18 protein-coding genes and 1 tRNA gene are annotated in these 22,847 nt (G+C 58.0%); 6 read left to right on the plus strand and 13 right to left on the minus strand.

What is annotated here, in order from left to right:
* Nucleotides 1-4 precede the first annotated feature (4 nt).
* Nucleotides 5-1,216, plus strand: a complete 1,212-nt coding sequence (locus PZL22_RS09215) for a UbiH/UbiF family hydroxylase (protein WP_003533215.1) — start codon at nucleotides 5-7, stop codon at nucleotides 1,214-1,216.
* Here the strand turns inward: PZL22_RS09215 and PZL22_RS09220 are convergent.
* Together PZL22_RS09220 and PZL22_RS09225 are read right to left on the minus strand one after the other, a co-directional pair.
* Nucleotides 1,184-2,146, minus strand: coding sequence for an AEC family transporter (locus PZL22_RS09220; RefSeq protein WP_003533213.1), 963 nt, complete (start codon nucleotides 2,144-2,146; stop codon nucleotides 1,184-1,186). The two genes, PZL22_RS09215 and PZL22_RS09220, sit on opposite strands and share 33 nt — an antisense overlap.
* A 138-nt stretch (nucleotides 2,147-2,284) precedes the next feature.
* On the minus strand, nucleotides 2,285-3,028 hold the full coding sequence (locus PZL22_RS09225; protein WP_003533210.1) for a cytochrome c biogenesis CcdA family protein: 744 nt from the start codon (nucleotides 3,026-3,028) through the stop codon (nucleotides 2,285-2,287).
* A gap of 556 nt (nucleotides 3,029-3,584) precedes the next feature.
* On the opposite strand from PZL22_RS09225, the gene PZL22_RS09230 reads away from it, so the two are divergent.
* The 3 genes from PZL22_RS09230 to PZL22_RS09240 all read left to right on the plus strand — a co-directional run bounded on the left by PZL22_RS09230 (nucleotide 3,585) and on the right by PZL22_RS09240 (nucleotide 4,316).
* A tRNA-Lys gene (locus PZL22_RS09230) sits at nucleotides 3,585-3,660 on the plus strand.
* Nucleotides 3,661-3,810: 150 nt separating this feature from the next.
* Entirely contained in the window at nucleotides 3,811-4,116 is a 306-nt protein-coding gene (locus tag PZL22_RS09235) for a hypothetical protein (protein WP_010969388.1), read from the plus strand.
* Between the two features lie 20 nt (nucleotides 4,117-4,136).
* Complete coding sequence (locus PZL22_RS09240) at nucleotides 4,137-4,316, plus strand: hypothetical protein (RefSeq protein WP_003533206.1); 180 nt, start codon at nucleotides 4,137-4,139, stop codon at nucleotides 4,314-4,316.
* 238 nt (nucleotides 4,317-4,554) lie between these two features.
* Here the strand turns inward: PZL22_RS09240 and PZL22_RS09245 are convergent, their stop codons facing one another.
* Both PZL22_RS09245 and PZL22_RS09250 read right to left on the minus strand, forming a co-directional pair.
* Nucleotides 4,555-5,523, minus strand: coding sequence for an MBL fold metallo-hydrolase (locus tag PZL22_RS09245; protein WP_033049006.1), 969 nt, complete (start codon nucleotides 5,521-5,523; stop codon nucleotides 4,555-4,557).
* A gap of 467 nt (nucleotides 5,524-5,990) precedes the next feature.
* Complete coding sequence (locus tag PZL22_RS09250; RefSeq protein ID WP_003533202.1) at nucleotides 5,991-6,470, minus strand: carboxymuconolactone decarboxylase family protein; 480 nt, start codon at nucleotides 6,468-6,470, stop codon at nucleotides 5,991-5,993.
* A 304-nt stretch (nucleotides 6,471-6,774) separates the two neighbouring features.
* Here PZL22_RS09250 and PZL22_RS09255 point away from each other — a divergent pair, with 304 nt between their 5' ends.
* Together PZL22_RS09255 and PZL22_RS09260 are read left to right on the plus strand one after the other, a co-directional pair.
* Nucleotides 6,775-12,357, plus strand: coding sequence for a trifunctional serine/threonine-protein kinase/ATP-binding protein/sensor histidine kinase (locus PZL22_RS09255; RefSeq protein WP_158000371.1), 5,583 nt, complete (start codon nucleotides 6,775-6,777; stop codon nucleotides 12,355-12,357).
* An 18-nt stretch (nucleotides 12,358-12,375) separates the two neighbouring features.
* A complete protein-coding gene (locus PZL22_RS09260) occupies nucleotides 12,376-12,738 on the plus strand; it encodes a response regulator transcription factor (protein ID WP_324280300.1) in 363 nt (120 codons plus the stop codon).
* A gap of 57 nt (nucleotides 12,739-12,795) precedes the next feature.
* On the opposite strand, the gene PZL22_RS09265 is transcribed toward PZL22_RS09260, so the two are convergent.
* The 9 genes from PZL22_RS09265 to PZL22_RS31580 form a co-directional block, all read right to left on the minus strand.
* The gene (locus PZL22_RS09265) at nucleotides 12,796-15,693 is read right to left on the minus strand and encodes a PAS domain-containing sensor histidine kinase (protein WP_003533191.1); all 2,898 of its coding nucleotides are present in this window, start codon (nucleotides 15,691-15,693) and stop codon (nucleotides 12,796-12,798) included.
* A 228-nt stretch (nucleotides 15,694-15,921) separates the two neighbouring features.
* Complete coding sequence (locus tag PZL22_RS09270; RefSeq protein ID WP_033049000.1) at nucleotides 15,922-16,812, minus strand: LysR family transcriptional regulator; 891 nt, start codon at nucleotides 16,810-16,812, stop codon at nucleotides 15,922-15,924.
* Between the two features lie 145 nt (nucleotides 16,813-16,957).
* Complete coding sequence (locus tag PZL22_RS09275) at nucleotides 16,958-17,893, minus strand: LysR substrate-binding domain-containing protein (protein ID WP_003533189.1); 936 nt, start codon at nucleotides 17,891-17,893, stop codon at nucleotides 16,958-16,960.
* A 309-nt stretch (nucleotides 17,894-18,202) separates the two neighbouring features.
* Entirely contained in the window at nucleotides 18,203-19,585 is a 1,383-nt protein-coding gene (locus PZL22_RS09280; protein ID WP_003533188.1) for a mechanosensitive ion channel family protein, read from the minus strand.
* Nucleotides 19,586-19,710: 125 nt separating this feature from the next.
* Complete coding sequence (locus tag PZL22_RS09285; RefSeq protein WP_284718596.1) at nucleotides 19,711-20,139, minus strand: glutathione S-transferase family protein; 429 nt, start codon at nucleotides 20,137-20,139, stop codon at nucleotides 19,711-19,713.
* A gap of 23 nt (nucleotides 20,140-20,162) precedes the next feature.
* Nucleotides 20,163-21,782, minus strand: a complete 1,620-nt coding sequence (tnpC, locus tag PZL22_RS09290) for an IS66 family transposase (protein ID WP_284718597.1) — start codon at nucleotides 21,780-21,782, stop codon at nucleotides 20,163-20,165.
* 75 nt (nucleotides 21,783-21,857) lie between these two features.
* Nucleotides 21,858-22,130 (minus strand): IS66 family insertion sequence element accessory protein TnpB, encoded by a 273-nt coding sequence (tnpB, locus tag PZL22_RS09295; RefSeq protein WP_011970902.1) that lies wholly within the window; start codon nucleotides 22,128-22,130, stop codon nucleotides 21,858-21,860.
* 68 nt (nucleotides 22,131-22,198) lie between these two features.
* Nucleotides 22,199-22,585, minus strand: coding sequence for a transposase (locus PZL22_RS09300; RefSeq protein ID WP_015008426.1), 387 nt, complete (start codon nucleotides 22,583-22,585; stop codon nucleotides 22,199-22,201).
* Nucleotides 22,586-22,658: 73 nt separating this feature from the next.
* On the minus strand, nucleotides 22,659-22,847 hold the full coding sequence (locus tag PZL22_RS31580; RefSeq protein WP_411974195.1) for a glutathione S-transferase N-terminal domain-containing protein: 189 nt from the start codon (nucleotides 22,845-22,847) through the stop codon (nucleotides 22,659-22,661).

Raw genomic sequence — 22,847 nt, forward strand, 5'->3', positions numbered from 1 at the left:
GGCCATGGATCACTATGACATCGCAATTATCGGCGCGGGGCTTGCCGGCTCTCTGGCGGCGATCGCTCTTGCCCGCGAAGGTCACCGCGTTGCGCTCGTCGGCCCGCGGCCTGCCATCGCCGACGGCCGCACCACCGCGCTCATGGACCAGTCGATCGAATATCTGAAGAAGCTCGATCTTTGGGGTGAGGTCGAGCCGCTGACTGCGCCGCTCGTCGCCATTCGCATCCTCGACGGGACCACGCGGCTTTTTCGGGCGCCTCCGGTCAATTTCCGCGCCTCCGAAGTAGGCCTCGATGCTTTCGGCTACAACATTCCGAACGCGCCCTTCCTCGAGATTCTGGAACGGCACGAAGCGGGACTGCCGACGCTCGAGCGTGCGACCGCCGCGGCAACGAGATTCGACATTGACGGCGCAGAGGTTCGGATCGGTCTTGGCGATGACCGCTCGATCACTGCCGACCTGGTGGTCGGCGCAGACGGGCGACGCTCGGCGGTGCGCGAGGCCGCCGGGATCGGCGTTCGCACCTGGTCCTATCCGCAGGCCGCTATCGTCCTGAATTTCAGCCACGAACTGCCGCACCAGGACGTTTCGACCGAGTTCCATACGGAGGGCGGTCCGTTCACGCAGGTGCCTCTTCCCGGCAACCGCTCGAGCCTGGTCTGGGTTCGCAAGCCCCGGGACGCCGAGGAGACGCTGACGCTTGCACCGGACGTCCTCTCGCGCACCATCGAGGACCGAATGCAGTCGATTCTCGGCAAAGTCACGACGGAGGGAATGCCGCAATCATTTCCGCTTTCCGGCCTTTCCGCCCGTCGTTTCGGCAAGGGTCGCGCCCTGCTCGTCGGCGAAGCCGCCCATGCATTTCCACCAATCGGGGCCCAAGGGCTGAACCTCAGTCTTCGCGACATCATGACCCTTGTCGATCTCATCGGCCGGCCAACCGGCAGCCGCCTGCCGGCAGACACAGGCGACCGCTTCGATGGCCGGCGGCGCGCCGACATTCTCAGCCGAACGGCGAGCGTCGACCTGCTCAACCGTTCGCTGCTCTCCAATTTCCTGCCGGTGCAGGCCCTGCGTGCGGCCGGCCTGCATCTCCTCTCCTCTGCGGGGCCGTTGCGCGGACTTTTGATGCGCGAGGGAATACATCCCGGCAGCGCGCTGCAGGCGTTCAAGGAGGGTTTACGGGAACAGATCCGCCGGAAGAGCGCCTGAGCGTATCAGATAAAGCAGGCCGGTCACCGTCGCGACCGAAAGCAACGTCGTGATGAGGATCGTCGCCGATGCCCGCTCCTGCCAGACGCCGTATTGCTGGCCGATCACGAAGACATTGGTTGCGGTCGGCAAGGAGGCGAGCAGCACGGCTGTCTGTACCCAGATGGGATCGTAGGCACCGCCAAGGCTGAGCGCCAGGTACATGAGCACCGGATGAAGCACGAGCTTCGCCGGAACGATGTAGCCGATCTCTGCAGGAATACGCTTGAGCGGGCGCAGCGCAAGCGTGACCCCCATCGCAAAAAGGGCGCAAGGCGCCGCCGCTTGCGCCAGATAGTCGATAAGCCGCTGCAGCGGCAGCGGGGGTTCGAAAGAGAGAAAAGCCGCGGCGACGCCGGCAAAGGTCGACAGGATGAATGGATGAAACGCTATTCGGCGCGCAATACCGAGTGCGACGACTGCCGGCTTCTGCTTGCTGCCGCCCGCAGCCGCCATCATCGCCGGAGCGACGGTGAAATGCGCTGCATTCTCGAAGCAGAAGATCAGCGCTACAGGAACGGCCGCCGTCTCCCCGAGGGCCAGCAGCGCCAGACCGGGGCCCATGTAGCCGATATTGCCATAAGCACCGGCGAAGCCCTGCATCGTCGCCTCGGCAACCGTATTGCGGCGCAGGAACAGCCCTATGGCGAAGATCAGCGCAAAGACGACATAGGTCGTGCCCACGCTGGTCAGGATGAAATCGGCACGGGTAAGCTCTTCCACCGGCGTGCGCGATACCAGCTTGAAGAAGAGCGCCGGCAGCGCCAGGTAGACGATGAACGTGTTCAGCCAGCCCATCGCCTCGCCCGGATGGTCGACGAGGCGCGCCGTCAGATAGCCGAGAAAGATGAGGCCGAAGAACGGCAGCACCAGACCCGTGATTTCCGCCATGATCTCCCTCGCCGCTGCAGAAGCGCTTCCAGGAAAAATGCGTAGCGGTTTTCCGTCCGGAAGTGCGTTGTTCAAAGACTCAGCGCTTCCCGGAAAGGTGGGTAACGTTCCCGTCCGGAAGCTGTAGCCAGGGCGTGCTTAGCCGATTTGGGAGAGAATTGGGAAGGTCTGCTGGAACCAGATCGCGACGGAACTGACGAAACCGAAGAGGAAAGCAAGGCCGGCGGCGACGAGCAGAGCGCCCATCAGCTTTTCGATGAGCCCCAGATGGCGGCGGAAACGCGAAAGAAAACGCATGAAGGCACTGGAAAAGCCCGCCGCGATCCAGAACGGTACTGCGAGTCCGAGCGAATAGATCGCCAGCAGAGCAGCGCCGTCGGCGACCGTATCGCGCGCGGCGGCAACACCCAGGATGGTGCCGAGTACCGGGCCGATACACGGTGTCCAGCCGAAGGCGAAGGCAAGGCCCATGACATAGGCTCCCGACAGGGTCGCCGGCTTGCCGCCCTGGAAACGTGCCTCGCGGGCAAGCAGTCCGATCCGGAAGACCCCGAGGAAATGCAGCCCCATGATGATGATGATGATCCCGCCTATGCGCGAAAGAAGATCGAGATGCTGCCTTAGCAAAAGACCGATCGAAGAGGCGCCCGCCCCGAGCGCCACGAAGACCGTCGCAAAGCCGAGCGTGAAGAACAACGCCGCCGGCAGCACGGCCCTGCGCGTGCTTGCGGTTGCCACTGCATTTCCGTCCCGGAACTGATCGACGGAAACGCCTGCCATGTAGCACAGGTAAGGCGGCACCAGGGGCAGGACGCAGGGCGAGAGAAAGGACAGAGCACCTGCAAGAACGGCGGTCCAGATGGAAATATCTGCAATCGACAAGGTATCAGAACTCCGGCACTCGACTTGCCGCCTTCTTACCCGCATGTATGGAGCGAAACCAATCACCTTTTGGCGATCATTTTGCCGCACGGAGCCATAGCCGCGCCGAAGACGAGCGGTCCGCCGCGCAGCCGCTCGCTCCGAATCCATAATCATGGTTTAGGCCTCTTGAGATGCGGGATACCCGCCGCGACTTGTTTCATTTCCTCATCCCTGTGCTCGTCACAGGGATCCGGCCAGACCAAGTCCTTGGTCTGAAAGAACTCTTCCAGCGCCCGCAGACGCGGCGCTGCTGGATCTCTGTGACAAGCACAGAAATGAGGGTGAGGAGACATTGCAGTCCTCCGAAAGCTTTCCTAGGCCAGGCAGTCGGCACTCAAGGAATTCAAGTGCATCGCGCCAGGCGTACCAACAAAACCGACCAGAGCTTCAACGCCATTACCCATCTCGCAGCAGCCGTTATAAACTCAGGCCTTAATGCAATTTTTGGGTTGACCGGCGCAAAGCCTGCGTGCATATGTCCGGCCACTCCGCCGGGCCTCAAAGCCCGGTATGGGAGCGCGTAGCTCAGCCGGTAGAGCAACTGACTTTTAATCAGTAGGTCCAGGGTTCGAATCCCTGCGCGCTCACCACTGCGCCCTTGCCGACGCCATACTCGCGCTCTATTGCCTCCCAGTTAGCGCTGGGCCCGTCGGCCCTCATCTATCATAGTGATCTCTTGCGTTTGCCGGCGGCCTGGGCGAATCTCTGATTCCCATTTCTTGAACTGGCATGTGAAACCGATGAGCAGCAAAATTTTTGAGACCTTGACCGGCATGTACTTCACGATGGACGCCCCCGATGGGAGTTACTCCACTGGTCAAGTGATCCGTCTTGCTGCCGAGGGACTCTATTTCGTGCGGTTCGACGGCAACGAGGTGACATTGCCCCTGGAACTCGTGACCGTTGGCGAGATGCTGGACACCACCGAAGAAGAATACAAGCTCTGGCGGTTTTTCGACACGATCGAGGAACGAGACACGTGGATCGAATGGCTGGACGCGCCGTCTAAGCCGCGGGTCATCTCGCTTGTGAAGCCGACCAAGTAACACGTTCGAACCTGCGACAAATGGCCAATATCGATCAAATGATCATGTTTGGCGCCGGTCTCTGGATGACAGCGGCAGGCTTTGGCTTCGTTCAGACGAACGCTCAAATGCCGTGGCTCGTTCAACTCACAAGGCATTTTCGCTGGATGGGGCCGCTGTTGATCGTTATCGCTGTGGTTCTGCTGTTTGCCCCGAGTTAGCGACGTAATTTCCGAATGGCCGTAGATGATGGGACGAAGAGGTGAATTGATTGCGGTGGCAGTGATCATCATCTCCGCCTTTGTGCTCGTGTGGCTGCCATTTGCCTTCGGTTGAACGCTGAAAAGATCAGCATGGCGCTTGGACCGAAGCCACAGGGGAAAACACAGATTCAAAGTAAGGCCCGGCAGTTGCCGGGCCTTACTAAATCGACAAGTACAAACGGAAATACGATCGCTGTCAGTAATCCCAGAAAACCGGTACCCAACGAAAAGCATCGCCAGCGACCGCCACCCTGCCAACGGAAGGGAACGGCAGATGAGTGGCCACTAAGAGCTCGCCGCTCGCCGCCAGCTGCCGCAAAAGCTCGATCCGTACACGAGCCGCCTCTTCCGGGTCATGCTCGAAGCCGTTATGCCAGTCCGGCTGGTCGAAACCGACGGCGAACACAGCATCACCGGCGAAGGTGAGCCCTTCCCCTCCGGATGCTATGCGGATCACACAGTGACCCGGAGTGTGCCCACCGGTCCGACGGGCAACGACGCCCGGCGCAACCTCGCGCTCCTCGTCAAATGGTCGAAGATGGCTGCGATATTCGCTCAGAAATCGCTTGGCCGTCGCCCGGAGTGCGTCCGGGAACCCTTGCGGCATGCTGGTATGGGAGAAATCGGGGGCCTCCCAGAATTCGACCTCAGCGGCAGCTACATGTATCCGGAGGTCAGGACGCAGCTTTTCCTTCACCCCTTCGACCACAAGTCCGCCAATGTGATCCATATGCAGATGGGTGAGTACGAGGTCGGTCACGGAGGCGAGATCAATGTCGGCTGCCTCCAGCCGCTTAACCAACTGTCCGGCCCGCGGCAAATTCAGGTCCGGGTCAAGGCCCAGTCCGGCGTCCAGGAGGATGGTTTGTTCGCCGCTGCGCACGACCACTGCGTTTAGTGGCCAGTCGAAAGCATCCGGCGGCAGAAACATGTTTTCCATCCATGACGCCCGAGCCGCAGGGTCGGCATTATGTCCCAACATTTGCGTTGGAAGCGGCAGGACCCCATCGCTGACGATCATCACGTCGATTTCGCCGATCCGCACCGCATAACGGGACGGAACGAGCTCGCTGGTGCCCTGTTTACCGGGATGAAAGGTGTTCTCCGAGGGAATCTTTAGCTGCTGCGGACCCGACGTAGGGGCTTCTGCTAGTGGCTGAGACATGATGCACTCCTGTGTTGCTTGGACGATCTCGCCACGGGCCATTTGGTGTTCGCTGAAGTTGCGTATGGCCATGGAATCGGCGCACGAGGCGTGTTCTGGACATTGTCGTTTTCGAGCGCTTCTCTCGTGACGGCTCAAACACCATTACAGTCGCCCTCGGAAGCCAGTAATCCAAACTTAGGTTTAGGAGTGGGCTGATCGTGCGCCGCGCCTTCAGCCATTCGAGACAGAATCGGGACGCTTTCAAACGGACCTTTGCCCGGCGTCAGCCGTAGCGCGGGCGGCTCGCGACCCCGGATGTTCATGGTGCCGGCGCGCCGCCACACCTTCATCGTCCGTGTTCAGTGCACGTCGAAAGAGCAAAGCAGCAAGCCAGCACGATACCGATCTTCGAGCTATTGTTTGAGATGGCAGCGTTTTTCTGGAAATGCAGGAGACCGGCGCGGATCTCCTGCTGCCGAAACGCTTTACACCAGGCCGGCCTTGTCAAGCCCATACGCCTTGTCCGCAGAACCCGGAACGGCGCGCACCGCAATGCTCACTCGATTCCATGCATTGATGGACATGATCTGAAACGTGAGATCCGAGATTTCTTTTTCCGAAAGCTGTTCTCGCACCTGTTCGTAAAGCTCATCAGAAACGCCGGTGTCCGGAAGTTTGGTCAGCGCTTCAGTCCATGCAAGCGCTGCTCGTTCGCGCGCACTGAACAAATTGGAGTCCCGCCAGGATGCGATATGGTGGAGGCGAAGAGGCCGCTCCTGGTGAATTGTCGCTTCCTTCGAGTGCATATCGAGGCAAAATGTGCAGCCGTTGAGCTGTGATGCTCGAATATCGACAAGATCGAGGATCGACGGCTCGATCGAACCTTTCCTGACCTCATTGCTGAAGGCCATCAGACCTTTAAAATGTTCAGGCGATAACTGTGCGTAGTTGAGCCGCTGTGACATTGTCTCTCACCCGTTTCTTGAAAAATGCTTTCCAGCTGCACATGCAAGCAGATTCAATGCACAGCCGAACGGATGTTGGTTTACTGGCAGGCCCAGGCATAGGTATACATCTGTTGGGGACGCCTGATAGCCTCGCGGGTGCGTAGAGTAACAAAACCATGCCATGGTTCCATCGCCGCGCACCGATGTGGGTCGTGGCTACCCTCAGCCGTCCTAAGCGAACAGTTTGAACGGGCTGAGCAGCCGTCTATCGAGTTAGTGGAAGATGACACCAACTTTACAGGCACCTACAGGTTCCGGACAAATGAAAGCCCGTGCAGACTTAGACGGTGTCCGAGAAGCGGCGCTCTCGTTTCTTCCCAAATGTGCTCTAGATGTCGAATTTGTCAAAGCCGAGCCCGACGTTGCATTGTATCGCGCGAAGGCCACTGACGGCCCCTCCGTTCTGGTTCTCGTGGGGACAAGCGAGCCCCCTGCAAGCCGCACCGATGATCGATTTGCAAGGGAATACAGTCTTCTTGCCGGTCTAAACTGCCCGGCAGTCATCCATCCACTAGGCATGCATCGGGACCGCGGCCGTATCGCCCTTGTTTTTGAAGACCCGGGCGGCGTTTCTCTCGAAGCATCCGTGCCAGAGGCCGACTGGCGGCCCAGCCTGACAAATGTGCTGGTAACTGCATGCAGATTGGCGTCATCGATCCGCAAAATCCATGAGATCGGCCTTTTCCACGGAGACATCCGCCCATCAAACTGCTTCGTCGATGCGTCCGGTGACATAAAGCTGACAGGGTTCGGCCTTGCCGGTCAATTCATCGTGGATGGGAAGGCTCCGCGGTCTATCGACGTAATCGCTGGCACACTCGCCTACATGTCGCCTGAGCAAACCGGAAAAATGAACCGCTCTCCGGATCTAAGGAGCGACCTCTACGCTTTCGGGATCACTCTGTTTGAACTGTTCACCGGCGCGCTTCCGTTCGAAGCCAACGATGCTCTCGAATGGGCCCACCGCCATCTCGCCACAAGTTCGCCAAGGCCGAGCGACAGAGACGCAGCGATCCCATCCCAGATCGATGCCATCATATTGAAGCTACTCGAGAAAAATCCGGATGACCGGTACCAGACGGCGAAGGCCGTCGAAAATGACCTCCAACGCTGCCTTGCAGACTTTTCCGCCACCGATCAGGTCCAGCGTTTTCAACCCGCCAAAAGCGATCTGCTGGATCAAAGACAAAATTCCCCGATGCTCTTCGGACGTGGCGAAGCGCAGCAGCTTTTGATGAAGGCGGTCGATAGGGTCGTAGCCAGTGGCGAAAGTGAGTTCGTCCTGGTTTCAGGGCCGCCCGGCATTGGAAAATCCTCGCTCGTCGAAGACCTTTCCAAAAATCTCGTTGAAAGAGGCATGCTGTTTGCCTCTGGGAAGTTCGATCAGCACAAATGGGAAATACCTTATGCTACGCTCGCACAAGCATTCACACGGCTCGTGCGGCAGCTTCTCACCAAGGATGAAAGCGAACTGGCACATTGGCGCCACTCGCTGTTGAATGCGTTGGGAAGCAACGCTCAGCTCATCGTCGATCTAATCCCGGAGCTGGCCTACGTCGTCGGATCGCAGCCCGAGACCGCTCCCGCGGACCTGGCGACCGCACAGGTTCGGTTCCACTTCGTATTCAGGGCGTTTCTAAACGTTTTTGCGACTGCCTCACATCCGCTGGTGCTTTTCATCGACGACTTGCAGTGGCTGGACGCAGCGACGTTAGACCTGGTTCAAAGGCTTATAAACGATCCTGAGCTTCGGCACATACTCATCATCGGGGCCTACCGTGATGAAGAAAACGAGCAAAGCGATATGCTCCGAAGCGTCCTCTCAAATCTGCGCTCAATGCGTGGTCGGACGGCAGAGATCGGATTGCAATCTTTGCAACATGACGATCTTCTGCACTTGGTCGCGAACATCCTTTCGACCTCGCCTGACCGCGTCGGGACGCTAGCGGATTTGGTTGGCGAGAAAACGGGAGGCAATCCATTCTTCGCCATTCAGTTCGTCCGTCAGCTGGCTTCAGAGGGCACGCTGTTTTTCCAACCCGGTAACTCGGAATGGAGCTGGAATACCTCGGCAGTTCGAGAGAAGGGCCTCACAAACAATGTCGGTCAGCTTTTGGCGATGCAGTTGGATCGCTTGCCGGCGGGTACGCAGAAGGCGTTAGGCCAGCTCTCCTTGCTGGGCAACGTCACGGACGCCCGCACCGCTGCCCTCGTGCTGCGTGTGTCCAGCGGCGGTTTGAGAGAATTGCTCGATCCCGCCCTCGATGCCGGGCTCATAAAGCTTTCAAATAGCACCTTGTCTTTTGCACATGACCATGTGCAGGCGGCGGCCTATTCCTTCTTTGGGGTCGAATCGCTTGCGCAGGCGCACCTCGATATCGCAAGGTTGTTGCTCGCCCACACGGCACGCCGGGAACTTGAGGAGCGTATCTTCGAGATAACGAACCAATTCGACAGGGGCCTGCCTGCCGTTACCCGCGCCGAAGCGGCTACAGTCGCGCAGCTTTACCTTGTCGCTGGTCAACGGGCGAAGGCGGCAAGTGCCTATTCTTCCGCGAGGTCGTATTTTGAACGAGGGCGCTCGCTCATTGCCGACCGCCGGCAAGATCAATATCAGCTCCTTTTTCAGTTAGAGCTGAATCAAACCGAGAGCGAGATTGTTACCGGGGATCTGGTCGCTGCGGAGGAACGGCTTTCCGGATTGATGGCGATGACAACGGATTTTGCCGACAGGGCCGAGGTTGTTTGCCTCGCCGTGCTCCTTTATTTCACAACTGGCAGGAGCAGTCGCGCCGTCGAGGTAGGCGTCCGATTTCTAAGCGAAGCGGATCCGGGCTGGCCGTCACAGTCGACAGAAGCCGATGTTCGGAGCGAGTTCGACAGCCTCCACCTTTGGCTTTCCGACATTGATATCGACACTCTTGCCGACGCCGCCGAGATGACTGATCCGCGGATCATCTCCGCGATTGCGGTGATGACGGAGGTGTTTCCTGCCGCCTACGCGGTAGATCGCCGGCTCATGGAATTTCTCCTCTTGAGAATGACTAATCTCAGCCTGCAGCATGGCTTTTGTGAGAGTTCGGCCGTGGCCTTTTCGGCCCTGAATATGGCTCTTGGCGTGCAGTTCGGTGACTACAAGACCGCCTATGCATTCGGTGAACTCGCCCGCCGGCTTGTCGATAAGAGCCAAAGCGGGCGCTACAGAGCGCGAGTCTATTCTCTATTTGCCGGGTTTGCGACGCCTTGGATCAGGCCGCTGGCCGACAGCGCACCCCTTATGGCAGAGGCCTTTCGAATTAGCTGTTCAACCGGAGATCTGGCGTTTGCTGCCTACAATACGCGAAATCGGATTACCCATGAATTCGTAAGCGGCAAGTCGCTGAAGCATGTACAGAACGAAGTCGAGAACGCTGTAGACTTTGCGAAAAAGGTCCAGCTCGGCCTCCCGACGGAAAGGTTTTTCAGCCAGCTTCGCCTCGTTCGGAAACTGCGGGGGGAAGACACGGCAATCTCGACCGACGACGACGCGTGGGCGCTCGGGGAAGCCGAGCCGCAACCCGGTGTCGCGATGATGATCGGCTACCATTGGGTTTTCAGGCTCATTGAGCACTATCTAACCGAGGATTTCACCGCCGCGCACCTTGCCGCATCGCGAGTTGAGGCCATTCGGTGGGCGATGCGGTCTTCGATCGAAGAGGCCGAGTACGGTTTTTATGCGGGCCTCACGTCGGCCGCACTGGCCGATCGTGAGACCGTGTCCGCAGCCCAGCGGCAAACATATCTGGACACGCTTTGCCGTCATCACGACCGGATGGCAACCTGGTCCAAGAACAGCCCGTCCAATTTCGGGTGCCGGGAAGCGCTGTTGGGTGCCGAGCGCGCGCGCTTGGAGGGGCAGGACAGCGTGGCGCAATCACTGTACGAGAGGTCAATTCACCTGTCGCGATCCGGAGGATTTCTTCAGGTCGAAGCCATCTCTGCCGAGCTGGCCGGCCGCTTCTACGCGTCGAGAGGACTGAACATTGCCTCAGACGCGTACTTGCGCAATGCACGGGAATGCTACAACCGGTGGGGCTGCCTGGCAAAAGTCCGGCTGCTGGATTTTCGCTATCTTCATCTGAGCAAACGCCAGCCATCCGCCTCGCCCCTGAGCACAATCGAGATGCCCGTGGCTGCGTTGGACGTGGAAGCAGTTGGGCGGGCCTCCAGAGTGCTTTCAAGCGAGATGGTGTTGAGCAAGCTCATCGAGAAGCTCATGCATCTTTCAGTCCAGCACGCCGGAGCCGAGCGCGGAGCATTGCTACTGTTCAGCAATGGCGAACTCAATATCGAAGCGACAGCGGCAACAGAACGCGGAGAAATTGCCGTCACGCTCGAGCGGCGCCGTCACAGCCCTTCGGATTTGCCGAATTCCATCCTCAAATACGTTTTACGAACGAAAACACCCGCGGTTCTAAATGATCTGCCTTCCGGAGCGTTCGATGTCTCCGACGCATATTTCCATGGCCGGCGTCCAAGATCGATCCTTTGTATCCCCATATTCAACGCCACGGAGATCATCGGCCTTCTCTATGCCGAGAACGGTCTCACATCGGGCGTTTTCTCGCCAGATCGCATTGCTGTTCTGGATTTCCTTGCCTCCCAAGCGGGCATCTGGCTGAGCAACTCTCGGCTTTATTCCGAGCTCCAACGCAGTGAAGCCTGGCTAAGGGAGGCTCAGCGACTGAGCCGGACAGGAAGCTTCTATTGGCACGATGACCTGGATGCGCTTGAGTGCTCCGAGGAAATTTACAGGATCTTCGAACTTCCACCGGGATTGGCAGTCACGATCGGGGTTATCAGAACTCGTATCCACCCCGCCGATCAAAAGATGTTTGAAGAGTTGGTCGAAACCGCCCGGCAATCAGGCGCCGACATCGATCGTCAGCTTCGCCTTCAATTCGACGGCGGTCTCGTCAAAGACGTTCGACTGGTTACTCGCAGCGGTGTCGATCATGCTGGAAAGCGGCGGCATCTTGGTTCGCTTCAGGATGTGACGGAAATGCAGCATGCCCAAGACACTCTCAGTAACGTTCGATCCGAACTAGCGCATGTGTCGCGAACGGCCACTTTGGGGGTGCTGACGGCATCGATTGCCCATGAGATCAGCCAACCGTTGCTGGGCATCGTCGCCAATGCCGAGGCGTGCCAGATCATGCTTGAGAGCACCCCTCCAAATATAGAAGGCGCTGTAAGAACCGCTCAGCGTTGTCTTCGTGACGGATACCGTGCAGCCGAAACGATAAAGAGGCTGCGAAGTCTCTTTGGCAGCAAGAATGCGACGATTGAGCCCCTCAACGTCAATGAAATCGTCCGTGAAGTTCTCAATCTCGCGGCCAACGAGCTTCAGATGAACGAGGTCATCGTACAGACCGATTTCACGCATGGTCTTCCCCTTGCGGCAGGGGATCGCGTGCAGGTCCAACAGGTCGTGCTGAACTTGCTTCTGAACGCGGTGGATGCAATGCGCACCACATCCGGGACGCCGAAGACAGTACACATTCGAACCCGAACATCCGGGCCGAACGATATACGCGTCGATGTTAGCGATTGCGGCATCGGATTCGACCAGGCTTTGGCGGAAAAGCTGTTCGAGGCGTTCTACACGACCAAGGTCAACGGCATGGGTGTCGGGCTGTCGGTCAGCCAGGCGATTATCGAAAGCCTTGAAGGACGTTTATGGGCCTCTCGGAACGAGAAGCAAGGAGCCACGTTTTCGTTCACACTCCAACGCGCATCGGAGCAACCCCCGAGCCCCGCCGCAAGAATGGCCAAAGCTCGCGAAGCGCCTCCGGACAGCGCATAATATGCGGGTATGAACAGCATGACGAAATCGCTCTCAATCACGATCATTGACGACGATCAATCGGTCCGGGAGTCGCTGCTCGATCTGCTTGAGGTGTTCGGATACTCGGTGCGGATATTTGCATCTGCGTATGAATTCCTGGAATCGTCGGCGATACCGGAAACAAATTGCCTCCTCCTGGATATCTCAATGCCCGGCATGGGAGGTGTCGATCTCAATCTGGAACTCAAACGTCGAGAAATAGAAATACCCGTAGTCTTCATGACCGGACACGCTCAAGACGCTGTGATCAACGAAGCCAAAAAGGCCGGCACCTGCCTCTTCAAGCCCTTCGCAAGCAAGGAACTGCGTTCTGCAATCGAACTCGCGGTGAATCCCTGAGGACTGCAAATCTGCAGAGAAATGTGGCCCGCAGTATCTTGGCTACAACGGCCATGGTCACAAGTCGTCAACTGGCAATGTAAACGTGAATGTCGCGCCTTTCGGCTCCGTTTTAGCCACCCAAAGCTGCCCGCCGTGAGACTCCACGATAGACCGGCAAATAGCCAGCCCCATCCCCATGCCCTGCCCTTTGGTCGTGAAGAACGGTTCAAATATCCGAACTGGATCCTGAATGCCCAATCCATTGTCGATCACTTCGACGTGGATCGTGTTGCATTTTTCGTAGGCCCGAATTTTCAGCATTCGGTTGGACGGGACCTGCTCCAGAGCATCGAACGCATTGCGGACGAGGTTCACAAGCACCTGTTGCATTTGAACTCGATCTATCAGGACGAGCGGCAGTTCAGGTTCACTTTCAATTTCCATGCGCACGTTGCGTCTTATCGCTTCTTCGCTCATCAGTTCTCCGGCCTCTGACAGGATCAGGCCGAACGACTCTTTTCGCCTTGCATCATTGTTGTGCTTGAACAAGGCCCGAATACGGGTGACGACCTCGGTCGCCGTCCCGGCGCTTCGGACCACCCTTTCAAGCGCTTTCTGCGCTCGTTCGATATTTGGAGGGTCCGCCGAAAGCCACTGCTGACAGGCATCGGAACTCGAAACCAGTGCGGCCAGCGGTTGACCGACTTCGTGGGCGATAGATGCGGTGAGCTCGGCAAGGCTAGCCGCTTCGCTTGCTCTCGCGAGGTTCCGTTGCGTGTGGCCTAGCTCCTCTTGGGCGCGCACCCAATCATCAATATCGAGACACACACCGTTCCATTGCACGATTGTCCCGAGAGCATCGCGCATGGCCGAGGTCCGCGTTTCCACCCATCGGTATACACCATCGTGACGCCTCAAACGGTGCTTGTGTACGTATGGCTCCCCGGTGGCGAGTGAGTGACCGTATTTTTCCCGGACGAGCCCGAGATCTTCGGGATGGATAATAGCTTCCAGCGTGCCGTTGAGCCTGGTTCCGCCCAAACCATCCTTATCCTCGAGGCCGAAACCCAAAAACTCGCGGAGCTTCTTGCTTCGATAGATCGGCTTGCCGTCAGGCGCGGCACAATAGATGAGTGCCGGAAGTGTTTCCACGAGCTGCTGCAGCGACTGTTCGCTTTCGCGGAGAGCCTGTTGCACATTCATTTCGTCGTCGACATCGATGGCTAAGCCGTACCACTCCGTAATTCTTCCGTCGGCATTCCGTAATGGCTCAAACCTGCCGTCTGTCCAGCGGTAAACGCCATCTTTTCCGCGCCGACGATACCGCGAGAGAAAGACCGCCCCATTTTGGATCGCGTCGGCAGCGCTCGCTCGAACTCTTGGGATGTCGTCCGGGTGAACGAGCTCCATGGCTGCAGCACTCATTTCCGCGAAGCTGGCCGTCGTGAGGCCCAGCTCCTCGAGATAGCGCCTGCTGACGTATGAAATCTCACCGTTCGGCGTCCAGCTGCATACGCGGACCGGAAGAGCGTCGATCAGTTGTTGTAGATGCCATTCGCTTCGCTGCAGGGCCTCTTCGACATTCACCTGGTCGTCGATATCATGACAAAGCCCGTACCATTGCAGGATTTCTCCATCTTTGCCGCGCAACGCTTCGGCCCGGCTGGACATCCAATGATAGACCCCGTCGAAGCGGCGCAGGCGGTATCTGGAAGAAAACCCTTCACCGCTTTCAAGCGACCGCATGATCGTCGCCTTGAAATTGGATTGGTCTTCCGGGTGCACGGCCGTCTCGATCATCGCATCGAGGCGAGACAAACCGGGTTTGCTGATTTCCTCAACAGACACGCCGAGATAATCGGCCATTCTTGTATTGAAGAAATTTGGCTCGCCATTTCGCGAGAGCCGCCAAAGATGACTCGGAACGACGTTGACGAGTTCCAACAGCTCTCTCTCGCGTTCATGCAGTGCATCGACTGTTTTTCGGTGCACATCGATATCGATTGACGTGCCGTACCAACCCACTAAACGGCCGGACACATCGCGAACCGCCCGAGCGGAACTGCGAGCCCATGCATAACCTGTCTTTCTCCTTATGCGGAATTCTGCATTGAATGCTGCACCCGTCTTCAATGAGTGCAGCCAGTTTTCAGCAACGCCATCATACTCCTCCGGGTGCAGAAGCTGCTTCCAGGCGATAAAACCCTCATCGCAGGATGTATTCATCTCCTCAGGCGTTCGACCGAGCGTCGTTTGCGCGAACGCCGGAAGATACAGCCAACGACCCTCTGCATCGAATGCCCATCCGTTGCCGAAGAGGTTTTCGATAGTCTTTGCTGCTGTTACCGGATCAACGTCGGAAACTGCGGTATCGGTCTGGCCAGCAACGAACCGAAGGTCCTTCCCCACCAGCGGACTGACTGCAATACCTGACGGCACAGCAGGGACCGAAGTGATTTCCGTCCACCGGTAGCTTCCGTCTTCCTGACGAAGGCGAAAGCTCATGACCTGCGCTACGCCGGTCCAGAAGGCTCGCGCGGACGCGAACATCGCGTCCCTTCGGTCATCCTCATGGATAAGCTCGGTCTGGTCAGACGGGTTGCGATGCATCGCCGCGGACGCAGAACGCTCGGTCAAGGTTGGCGAAAACGGCACGGTCGCCGGAGCAGGCAAGCCGGTCGGTTTTCCTTTGACGAGCGCAGCAATGCAAAGCGTGACAGCGAAGAATTCGGCCAAGGCCACGCCGGCCCCTCCTCCGTCATTCCTGTAGCCTATTGCTACTGCTACCGAGCATACGAACCCCAGCAGAAGCGCCGATGCCGCGAGCCGGAGAGACCGACCCTCGAAAGAGAGAATCAGCGCGACGACGAGCGGTAGAAAACCGAAAGCGGTATGGGTAGCCCAGAATGCGAGCAATCCGGCCAACGCAAGGCCCACCAGAAATATGAAGCGCCGCACTGTGAGCTCAGCCATCCCCGATTCTCTGTTGCCGACAAGGCCGGCAGCATACGCATCTCAGCATTTACCGCGGCTAACCCATTGGACTACGGCAGGAATAACCCTTCACCCGAAGTAATATCAGAGCGCAGGATATCTCAGTTCGGCGCTGCCGGCCAGCCAATCGGAGCGCAGACTGTGGTACGGGACGCTCGAGTGACTGCATGCTTTTGGCAGCTCGATAAATTGAAAGCGACTCTTGTGTTAGGCCGAAGCCCGGATGAAGTTCGTGACAAAGTCGGTCAATAGCTGCATTCGCAAATTCGGCATTCGTCCGAAAGCATGGAGTGCGCGGAACGGCAGTTTCTCCAGCTCACAATTTGGCAGCAAGACAACCAAGGACCCATCGTCGATGTCCTTTTGTACGATCCGCTTCAGCACATGTGCCACGCCTAGCCCCAGTTTCGCCGCCTCCTTAATCGCGGTAGCCGAGTCCAAGTCCAGCCTGCCTCGAGGAAGTATTTCAAGACCGTCGGCAAACCGAACGGGATACGGACGCCCCTGGACCGAATACCGTGCAAAAGGGAGTTCTCGCAGCTTGGCGGTCTCCTCGACCTTTCCATAGCGCTCGATCAACGACGGTGCTGCCACAAGGACCATATCAAGATGCGAAAGCGTCTTGGACATCAGTCCATTATGATCCGAATGGCCGACGCGGAATGCGATGTCATAGTTGTCTCGCAAAATATCGACGTGCCTGTCAGTCATGCCGATTTCCAGCGAGATGCCGGGGTAAGCTTGCATGAAATTGCTGAAAATCGGACCGAGCAGCAGCCGCCCCATTTCGCCCGGAAGGCTTACGCGCAAATGTCCGGAAGTTGCGCCATGGGATTGCACGACGTCGGTCGAGCTTTCGATTTCCCTGAGCAGCGGCATTACTCTTTCATAGAAAGCCTCGCCCTCCGGAGTGAGTGTGAGGACACGCGTAGATCGCCGGAACAGCTTGGCCCCCAACAGAACTTCGAGCCGGGAGACACGTTTGGAAGCGGACGATGGCGTTGCGCCCAGGCTTTTGGCGGCGGCACTGAAAGAACCTGTTTGAACTGTCCTCACAAAAGTCACAAGACCAGCCGTTTCCGACAAAAGCCCTTGCATAGCCACTCCCCCGCTCAGTCATTGAATGCAGTTACGATATTGCCACAGGCTCACAATCACCATGCCGCTTGCAGCCAGACAATCTCCCCGACAAACTCGGACCAAGCTCAGTCGAGGCGTTCGCCGCACCAGCGTTCGGAGAAGGCTAACAGTTGCCTCTAAAATCGACTGCTAAAGGCGTGAACGCGGTGACTTTCGGCACTTCCGCAGCGAGGAAGTCCACGAGGGAGCGCACGGCTGGAAGCAGCCCGTTCCGGTAGGGGATCAATGCACTCATGCGAGCATCGGCCGCTATCCAGCCAGGCAAAATCTGGCGTAGCTTGCCCGCCTCGATTTCGTCCAGGCAGATGTATCCGGGAAGTGCTGCGACGCCCAGATCAGCACAGGCCGCTTCCTTGAGCGCAATCATGTTATTGCTAAGAAATCTTGGCTCGATCGGGATATTGGCTTCTTGGCCAGTGGGACCTTTCAGGCGCCACAAGTCCGCACCGTGGCGGTCCATCGACAGCGTAGCATGGGTCGTCAAGCTCTGCGGCTCGACTATCTCGCCGGTCTTTTTGAGATATCCAGGACTTGCGAAAATGTACCACGGAACGCTCGCGATCCCACGTTGGACGAGAGTGGAACTCTGCAGCGACGCGACATGTCCCCGAAGTGCGAGGTCAAAGCCCTCCCCAACCATGTCAACCAGCCTGTCGGTTGCAATTGACACTATTTTGACCTTCGGGTGCCGGTTGAGAAATTCCGGCATGAGGTCCTTCAAGGCAAATTGGGCAATCTCTACCGCCGTGGTCATCCGGATCGTTCCACTTGGCTCGACCAGACGTTGCCGGACAAACTCCTCGGCCAGGTCAGCGCTGTGAAGCAGTTGCACCGCGTATTGATAAAACTCGGCGCCGATATCCGTCATTCCAAATTGACGCGACGTGCGATTGATCAGCCTTACACCAAGGGACGTTTCGAGCTCGCGCACCCGATAGCTCAGAGTAGATTTCGGCAGCCTCAAACTACGGCCGGCGGCGGTAAACCCGCCGCGATCAACGACTTGAACAAAGAAGTACACGTCCTTGAGGTCAAGCATCGACACCTACCCATGTTTCGGATTAATGCGCCATCCCGCGCCGGACGGCTGTTCTCGTGACGTCTCCCGACGAGACCCGATCTCCGAGCTTTTGAAGCCGCCCCCCGGCCATAGCGTGTTCGCGCCGTAGAGGGTCAGACCGAATACCACACATTGCCGCCAGAACCTGCCCTACGCTTTCCAAAGCCATCATCAAACATCTGCCCAGGCGGCTCCGCGATCATGTTTCGGGTCAGTGGCTATCAAAGGCGGAGCGAATAGTGTGGCTCAGTTCGCCTCGCCTTCGTGGAGACAACCGGCACACCGCGGTTACCCAGTATGCTCCGTGGTTCGCTCAATCGGAGGTGTCAAGTCGTCGACGATCGAAGGCCGGCTCGCAATCAGTCTTTCGAGATCCGGTTGCTCGATCTGGAAAAACGTGACGCGCGTCAATGCCTCGGCCTCGTATAACTCGGCCTCTCCGTTAAGGAGACTTCGCGCCCCCAAGTAGTCGCCCGGCGCAAGACGGGTAATCTCTACGCCGTCGTCCTTCAGGATGACGGTCCCGGAACGGATCACAAGCAGGCTTTTTGCCTTCTCGCCCTTGGCGATGATAGTCGAACCTGCAGCCATGTCTCTGCGTATCGCGGCAGCTGCGAGGATGGCGCGCTCTTCCGCCGTCAAGCCTGTCAGCAACGGAGCTGAGTCCAACAACCTTTCGGTTGATATCGATCGCGGCTCCAAGGTGTCCAGACCCTCGACGATCTGCATAGCAACGGGTTTTGCGAGCGTCAGGCCGTTCGAATTACAATGCTGATAAACCAGATCTATGACTTCGTTTCGCGCGATGATGCGCTGTGCAGGGCCTGTCACCCGAAACTGAAGCTGCAGCTCAATCGCTGCACCGCTAATTCCCACCAGTGCTGCGGTCGGAGGCGGTTCGTGGACGATACCGTTACAGTTGTTCAGCGCCTCATGCATAATGTCGATCACGAACTTCGGCCTCTTGTGTGGAGCGATACTGATGGAAAGCGTGATCTGGTGATTTTCGTCGGGTTTGCTGACATTGGTCAGGCTTTGTTTGGCCAGAACGCTATTTGGTAAAACAACCAGGTTATGCGTCGCCGTGAGAATATGCGTAGAGCGCCAATTGCTCGCGACAATACGGCCCTCCGTACCGTCGCTAAGCAGTATCCAATCGCCGATGACATAAGGCCGACCCAAAGTAAGCGCGACGCCCGAAAAAACGTCTCCAAGCGTATTCTGAAGGGCCAAACCCAATATAATCGCAACGACACCGGATGTTGCCAGCAGGGTGCCTATGGGTACGCCAAAGACGAACGCCATTACCGATAGAAAGACCCCAAGATAGACCACGGCCACCAGAAGGTCCTGGATCAGTCTCGCTTCGCGAGGCCGGCCATCCAGCACCATGTAGAGTCTGACGAACCCGATCGATGCCCACGCCATATGGGTCCACCACAGGATTTTCGCGGACACAACAAGAGTTCCATCACTGTCTATATGTGGAGCGTCGAACCGAAAAGGGTTTATCTTGGCAAATACCAGGGTCACGCTCATGGCGAGAAAAAACACGATTTGCGCGATGAGCCGCTCCGTCGGCCTCGTACGGCCTTGCAGGTGCCAAACGACGATGCCGGCAACTCCGAGGACATTGAGCAAGATTATCGATGGGTACGCTTGTTCCGTCATAAATATCTTTCTACCTGGACCACCTTGTTCAAGCGCAGCGGGTCAAAGTGCCGTCCCCTTTTGAAACGCCACCTTGAAAGTGCCCTGTCGGATGGCAGCCTAGCTGCGAAGCAAGGCGCCGTATATTAACCGTATTGGTAGGGGCTCCGCTCGAAGAAGCCCAGCCAACCCGGCTGCGACCTCACTCCCCCCAGCCATCTGTTGATGGATCGGAATCGCTCCATGCGGTAGCCGCCTTCGTGAGCAAGCGAGACATAGGCGAACACCGCAAGATCTGCGACCGTGTAGCTGTCGCCGACCAACCATTCGTTTCGGTGAAGCCATCGTTCAAGTGGCTCGAGGCCTGCATAGCCGTCTGTATGCAGCCGCTCGATCTGCTGAGACATTTCATCGGCCATACCCTTGATCTGATAGACACGGGCCAAGGCGATCGATCTCTGCAAATCCCCCTGTTCGAAGAACATCCAACCTACAATCTGCGACCTGAGGTATGGGTCCTCGGAAAGGTATTCCGTCCCTTCAGCGAGATAGAGCAGGATTGCAGCCGACTCCACGATTGTTCGTTTATCGTAAGCGGTTAGCTGACGGCGTCTGACCTGAAGTTCCAGGGCATGAGGGCTTCGATTTCGGATGCGGGCCAGCCTTGAGCGATGCGGGTCAAGGTCTGCGAGAGCCAGTCGAGCGGATCGACGCCATTCATTTTGCAGGTCTGCAACAAGGTGGCCACCGTCGCCCAAGTTCGTCCACCGCCCTCGCTGCCGGCGAATAGGCTATTCTTTCTCGTAATCGTTTGGGGCCTGATCGCCCGTTCGACGATGTTGGAGTCGATTTCGATGCGACCGTCGGTCAGAAAGCGCTCCAGCGCCTCGCGCCGGGTGAGCGCGTAGCGGATCGCCTCGGCGGTTTTAGATTTTCCCGAGACCTTGCCCAGTTCCTTTTCCCAGAGCTCGAAGAGGCTGGCGACGGTGGTCGAGGATTTCTCCTGGCGCCGGGCCGCGCGGCTGTCGGCATCCTTACCGCGAACTTCGTCCTCGATGCGCCAGAGCTCGGTCATTGCCAGGACAGTGTCTGTGGCGGCCTGCGAGACTCCGCTGATGTGCAGGTCATAAAACTTGCGCCGTAGATGTGCCCAACATCCTGCAAGCTGAACCGTTTCGTTGCTGCCGGTTTTGGCGCGCGTCTTGGCGAGATTGGTATAGGCCGAGTAGCCATCCACTTGCAGGATGCCGGTGAATCCGGAGAGATGACGCGTCACGCAATCCGCACCTCTGCTGTCTTCAAAACGATAGGCCACCATCGGCGGACTGGTTCCGCCATAGGGGCGGTCGTCGCGTGCGTAAGCCCAAAGCCAGGCCTTGGTGGTTTTGCCCGAACCGGGCGCAAGAGTGGGCAGGGTCGTCTCGTCGGCAAAGATCCTTTCGCCCTCCTTGACCCTCTCCAGGATATAATCGGCCAGCATCTGCAGTTCGAAGCCCAGACGCCCCATCCATTGGGCCATCAGCGATCGGCTGATCTCGACGCGATCACGCAAATAGATCGCTTCCTGCCGATAAAGAGGAAGACCATCGGCGTATTTGGAAACGGCGATATAGGCGAGCAGCCGTTCCGTCGGCAGGCCGCCTTCGATGATGTGTGCCGGCGCCAAGGCCTGGACCACGCCGTCGCTGCCCCGGAAAGCGTATTTGGGGCGACGCGTCACGATAACCCTGAACTTCGGCGGCACGACGTCCAGCCGCTCGGAGCGGTCCTCTCCGATCAGAACCTTTGACAGCCCCTCGCACCCGGCCGGGATTTCCGGCTCGATGACCTCCTCGATGCGCTCGAGATGGGCGGCAAAACCCTTGCGCGGACGCGGCGCTCGCTTCGGCTTGTCCTTGGCTGCGCGATCGAGTTCGCTGCGGATTGCCGATAGGCCGGTTTCGACCTCTTCGAAGGCAAAGGAGACTTGCTCGTCATTGACCCCGAGGCGGAGCCGCTCAGAGCGCTTGCCATTTTGCGTGCGCTGCAAAACCTTCATGATCAAGGTCAGGTTGGCAATCCGCTCGTTGGCGCTCTTCTCAACCGCCTCCAACCGCGCGATCTCAGCCTCGGCCACCTTCAGCCGGACCTCTTTCGCGGCTTGTTCGCGCGCCAACGCGAGAACCATCGCTTTCAGCGCATCAACGTCGTCCGGCAGGTCGCTAAGGGGCAAATCCATGCGGGCGAATAGAGCACAAAAACAGCCGCTTTCCCAATCATTACAGCAACATGATTCATCTTGCCGCAGTCCTGTTCAGCCCGTCAGCAACGGCCGTCTGACCTTGGTTGGCCGGATCTTCTTCCAATCCAGACCGGCCAGAAGCGCCATTAATTGCGAATGGTCCAGACGTATCCTGGCGGCCGATATGCCCGGCCAGCAAAAGCTCTGCTCCTCGAGGGTTTTCGAATAGAGGCAGACACCGCTGCCATCCCACCAGACGATGCGAACACGGTCCGCCCGTTTCGACCGGAACACATAAAGCGCTCCGTTGAACGGGTCGAGACCGCCATCTCTGACCAGAGCCATCAAGGATGCCGCACCTTTGCGGAAGTCGACCGGCTGGCACGACACGTAAACAACGACGCCGGACGCGATCATGCCTTGCGGACCGCTCGGAGTATCTTCACCAGGTGATCCGACTCGATATCGCCGCCGACGCGCACCACGACATCACCGAGGACGATTTCGACCGCAGAGCTTGCCACCGGCTCAACGCGCGCGAACTTGACCTCCTTCTTCGCGGTTTCCGTCAGGGGCGCAACCAACCCCGATGACAGTGCCTTGCGACGCCACCCGTAAAGCTGCGAGGGATCCAATCCCTCAGCGCGCGCGATCGCAGAGACATTGGCTCCAGGCAACAACGTCTCGGCAATCAGGCGCTCCTTCTCCTCGTTCGGCCAGTCTCGCGGCTTGCGCCGCGCCCGCACCGGCGCCGCCGTCAAAACCTCGAATGTTCGTGGCTGATTCACACTGTCGCTCATAGGATTCTCCGCATGACTCATGCAGAAAATCCTCGATCAGCGCGTCAATTGATACGTGGGGGTCCCTACGCGCTTACCGTTTATCCGAAAGCTGCAAAACCGGGATGCGGGCAAAACGGTTGAGTTCGATGAACGAGTCCGTTTTCGTCTCCCCCGCATCCAAATCGAGCGTGATACGCTCGAACGGCCGCCGGAGCTGATTCAGCAGGATTCTGACTTTCCATGAATTTCCCGAAAACCGGCTGTCATAGAGTCGAAGCAT

Origin of the sequence: Ensifer meliloti (genome assembly GCF_030064585.1) — a bacterium.
Taxonomy (GTDB): Bacteria; Pseudomonadota; Alphaproteobacteria; order Rhizobiales; family Rhizobiaceae; genus Sinorhizobium; species Sinorhizobium meliloti.

Bases quoted from the DNA above. Each gene is read 5' to 3' on its own strand.
- PZL22_RS09215 (WP_003533215.1), top strand. From the start codon at position 5: ATGGATCACTATGACATCGCAATTATCGGCGCGGGGCTTGCCGGCTCT.
- PZL22_RS09220 (WP_003533213.1), bottom strand. From the start codon at position 2,146: ATGGCGGAAATCACGGGTCTGGTGCTGCCGTTCTTCGGCCTCATCTTT.
- PZL22_RS09235 (WP_010969388.1), top strand. From the start codon at position 3,811: ATGAGCAGCAAAATTTTTGAGACCTTGACCGGCATGTACTTCACGATG.
- PZL22_RS09240 (WP_003533206.1), top strand. From the start codon at position 4,137: ATGGCCAATATCGATCAAATGATCATGTTTGGCGCCGGTCTCTGGATG.
- PZL22_RS09245 (WP_033049006.1), bottom strand. From the start codon at position 5,523: ATGTCTCAGCCACTAGCAGAAGCCCCTACGTCGGGTCCGCAGCAGCTA.
- PZL22_RS09250 (WP_003533202.1), bottom strand. From the start codon at position 6,470: ATGTCACAGCGGCTCAACTACGCACAGTTATCGCCTGAACATTTTAAA.
- PZL22_RS09255 (WP_158000371.1), top strand. From the start codon at position 6,775: ATGAAAGCCCGTGCAGACTTAGACGGTGTCCGAGAAGCGGCGCTCTCG.
- PZL22_RS09260 (WP_324280300.1), top strand. From the start codon at position 12,376: ATGACGAAATCGCTCTCAATCACGATCATTGACGACGATCAATCGGTC.
- PZL22_RS09265 (WP_003533191.1), bottom strand. From the start codon at position 15,693: ATGGCTGAGCTCACAGTGCGGCGCTTCATATTTCTGGTGGGCCTTGCG.
- PZL22_RS09270 (WP_033049000.1), bottom strand. From the start codon at position 16,812: ATGCAAGGGCTTTTGTCGGAAACGGCTGGTCTTGTGACTTTTGTGAGG.
- PZL22_RS09275 (WP_003533189.1), bottom strand. From the start codon at position 17,893: ATGCTTGACCTCAAGGACGTGTACTTCTTTGTTCAAGTCGTTGATCGC.
- PZL22_RS09280 (WP_003533188.1), bottom strand. From the start codon at position 19,585: ATGACGGAACAAGCGTACCCATCGATAATCTTGCTCAATGTCCTCGGA.
- tnpC (WP_284718597.1), bottom strand. From the start codon at position 21,782: ATGGATTTGCCCCTTAGCGACCTGCCGGACGACGTTGATGCGCTGAAA.
- tnpB (WP_011970902.1), bottom strand. From the start codon at position 22,130: ATGGCTCTGGTCAGAGATGGCGGTCTCGACCCGTTCAACGGAGCGCTT.
- PZL22_RS09300 (WP_015008426.1), bottom strand. From the start codon at position 22,585: ATGAGCGACAGTGTGAATCAGCCACGAACATTCGAGGTTTTGACGGCG.
- PZL22_RS31580 (WP_411974195.1), bottom strand. From the start codon at position 22,847: ATGCTTCGACTCTATGACAGCCGGTTTTCGGGAAATTCATGGAAAGTC.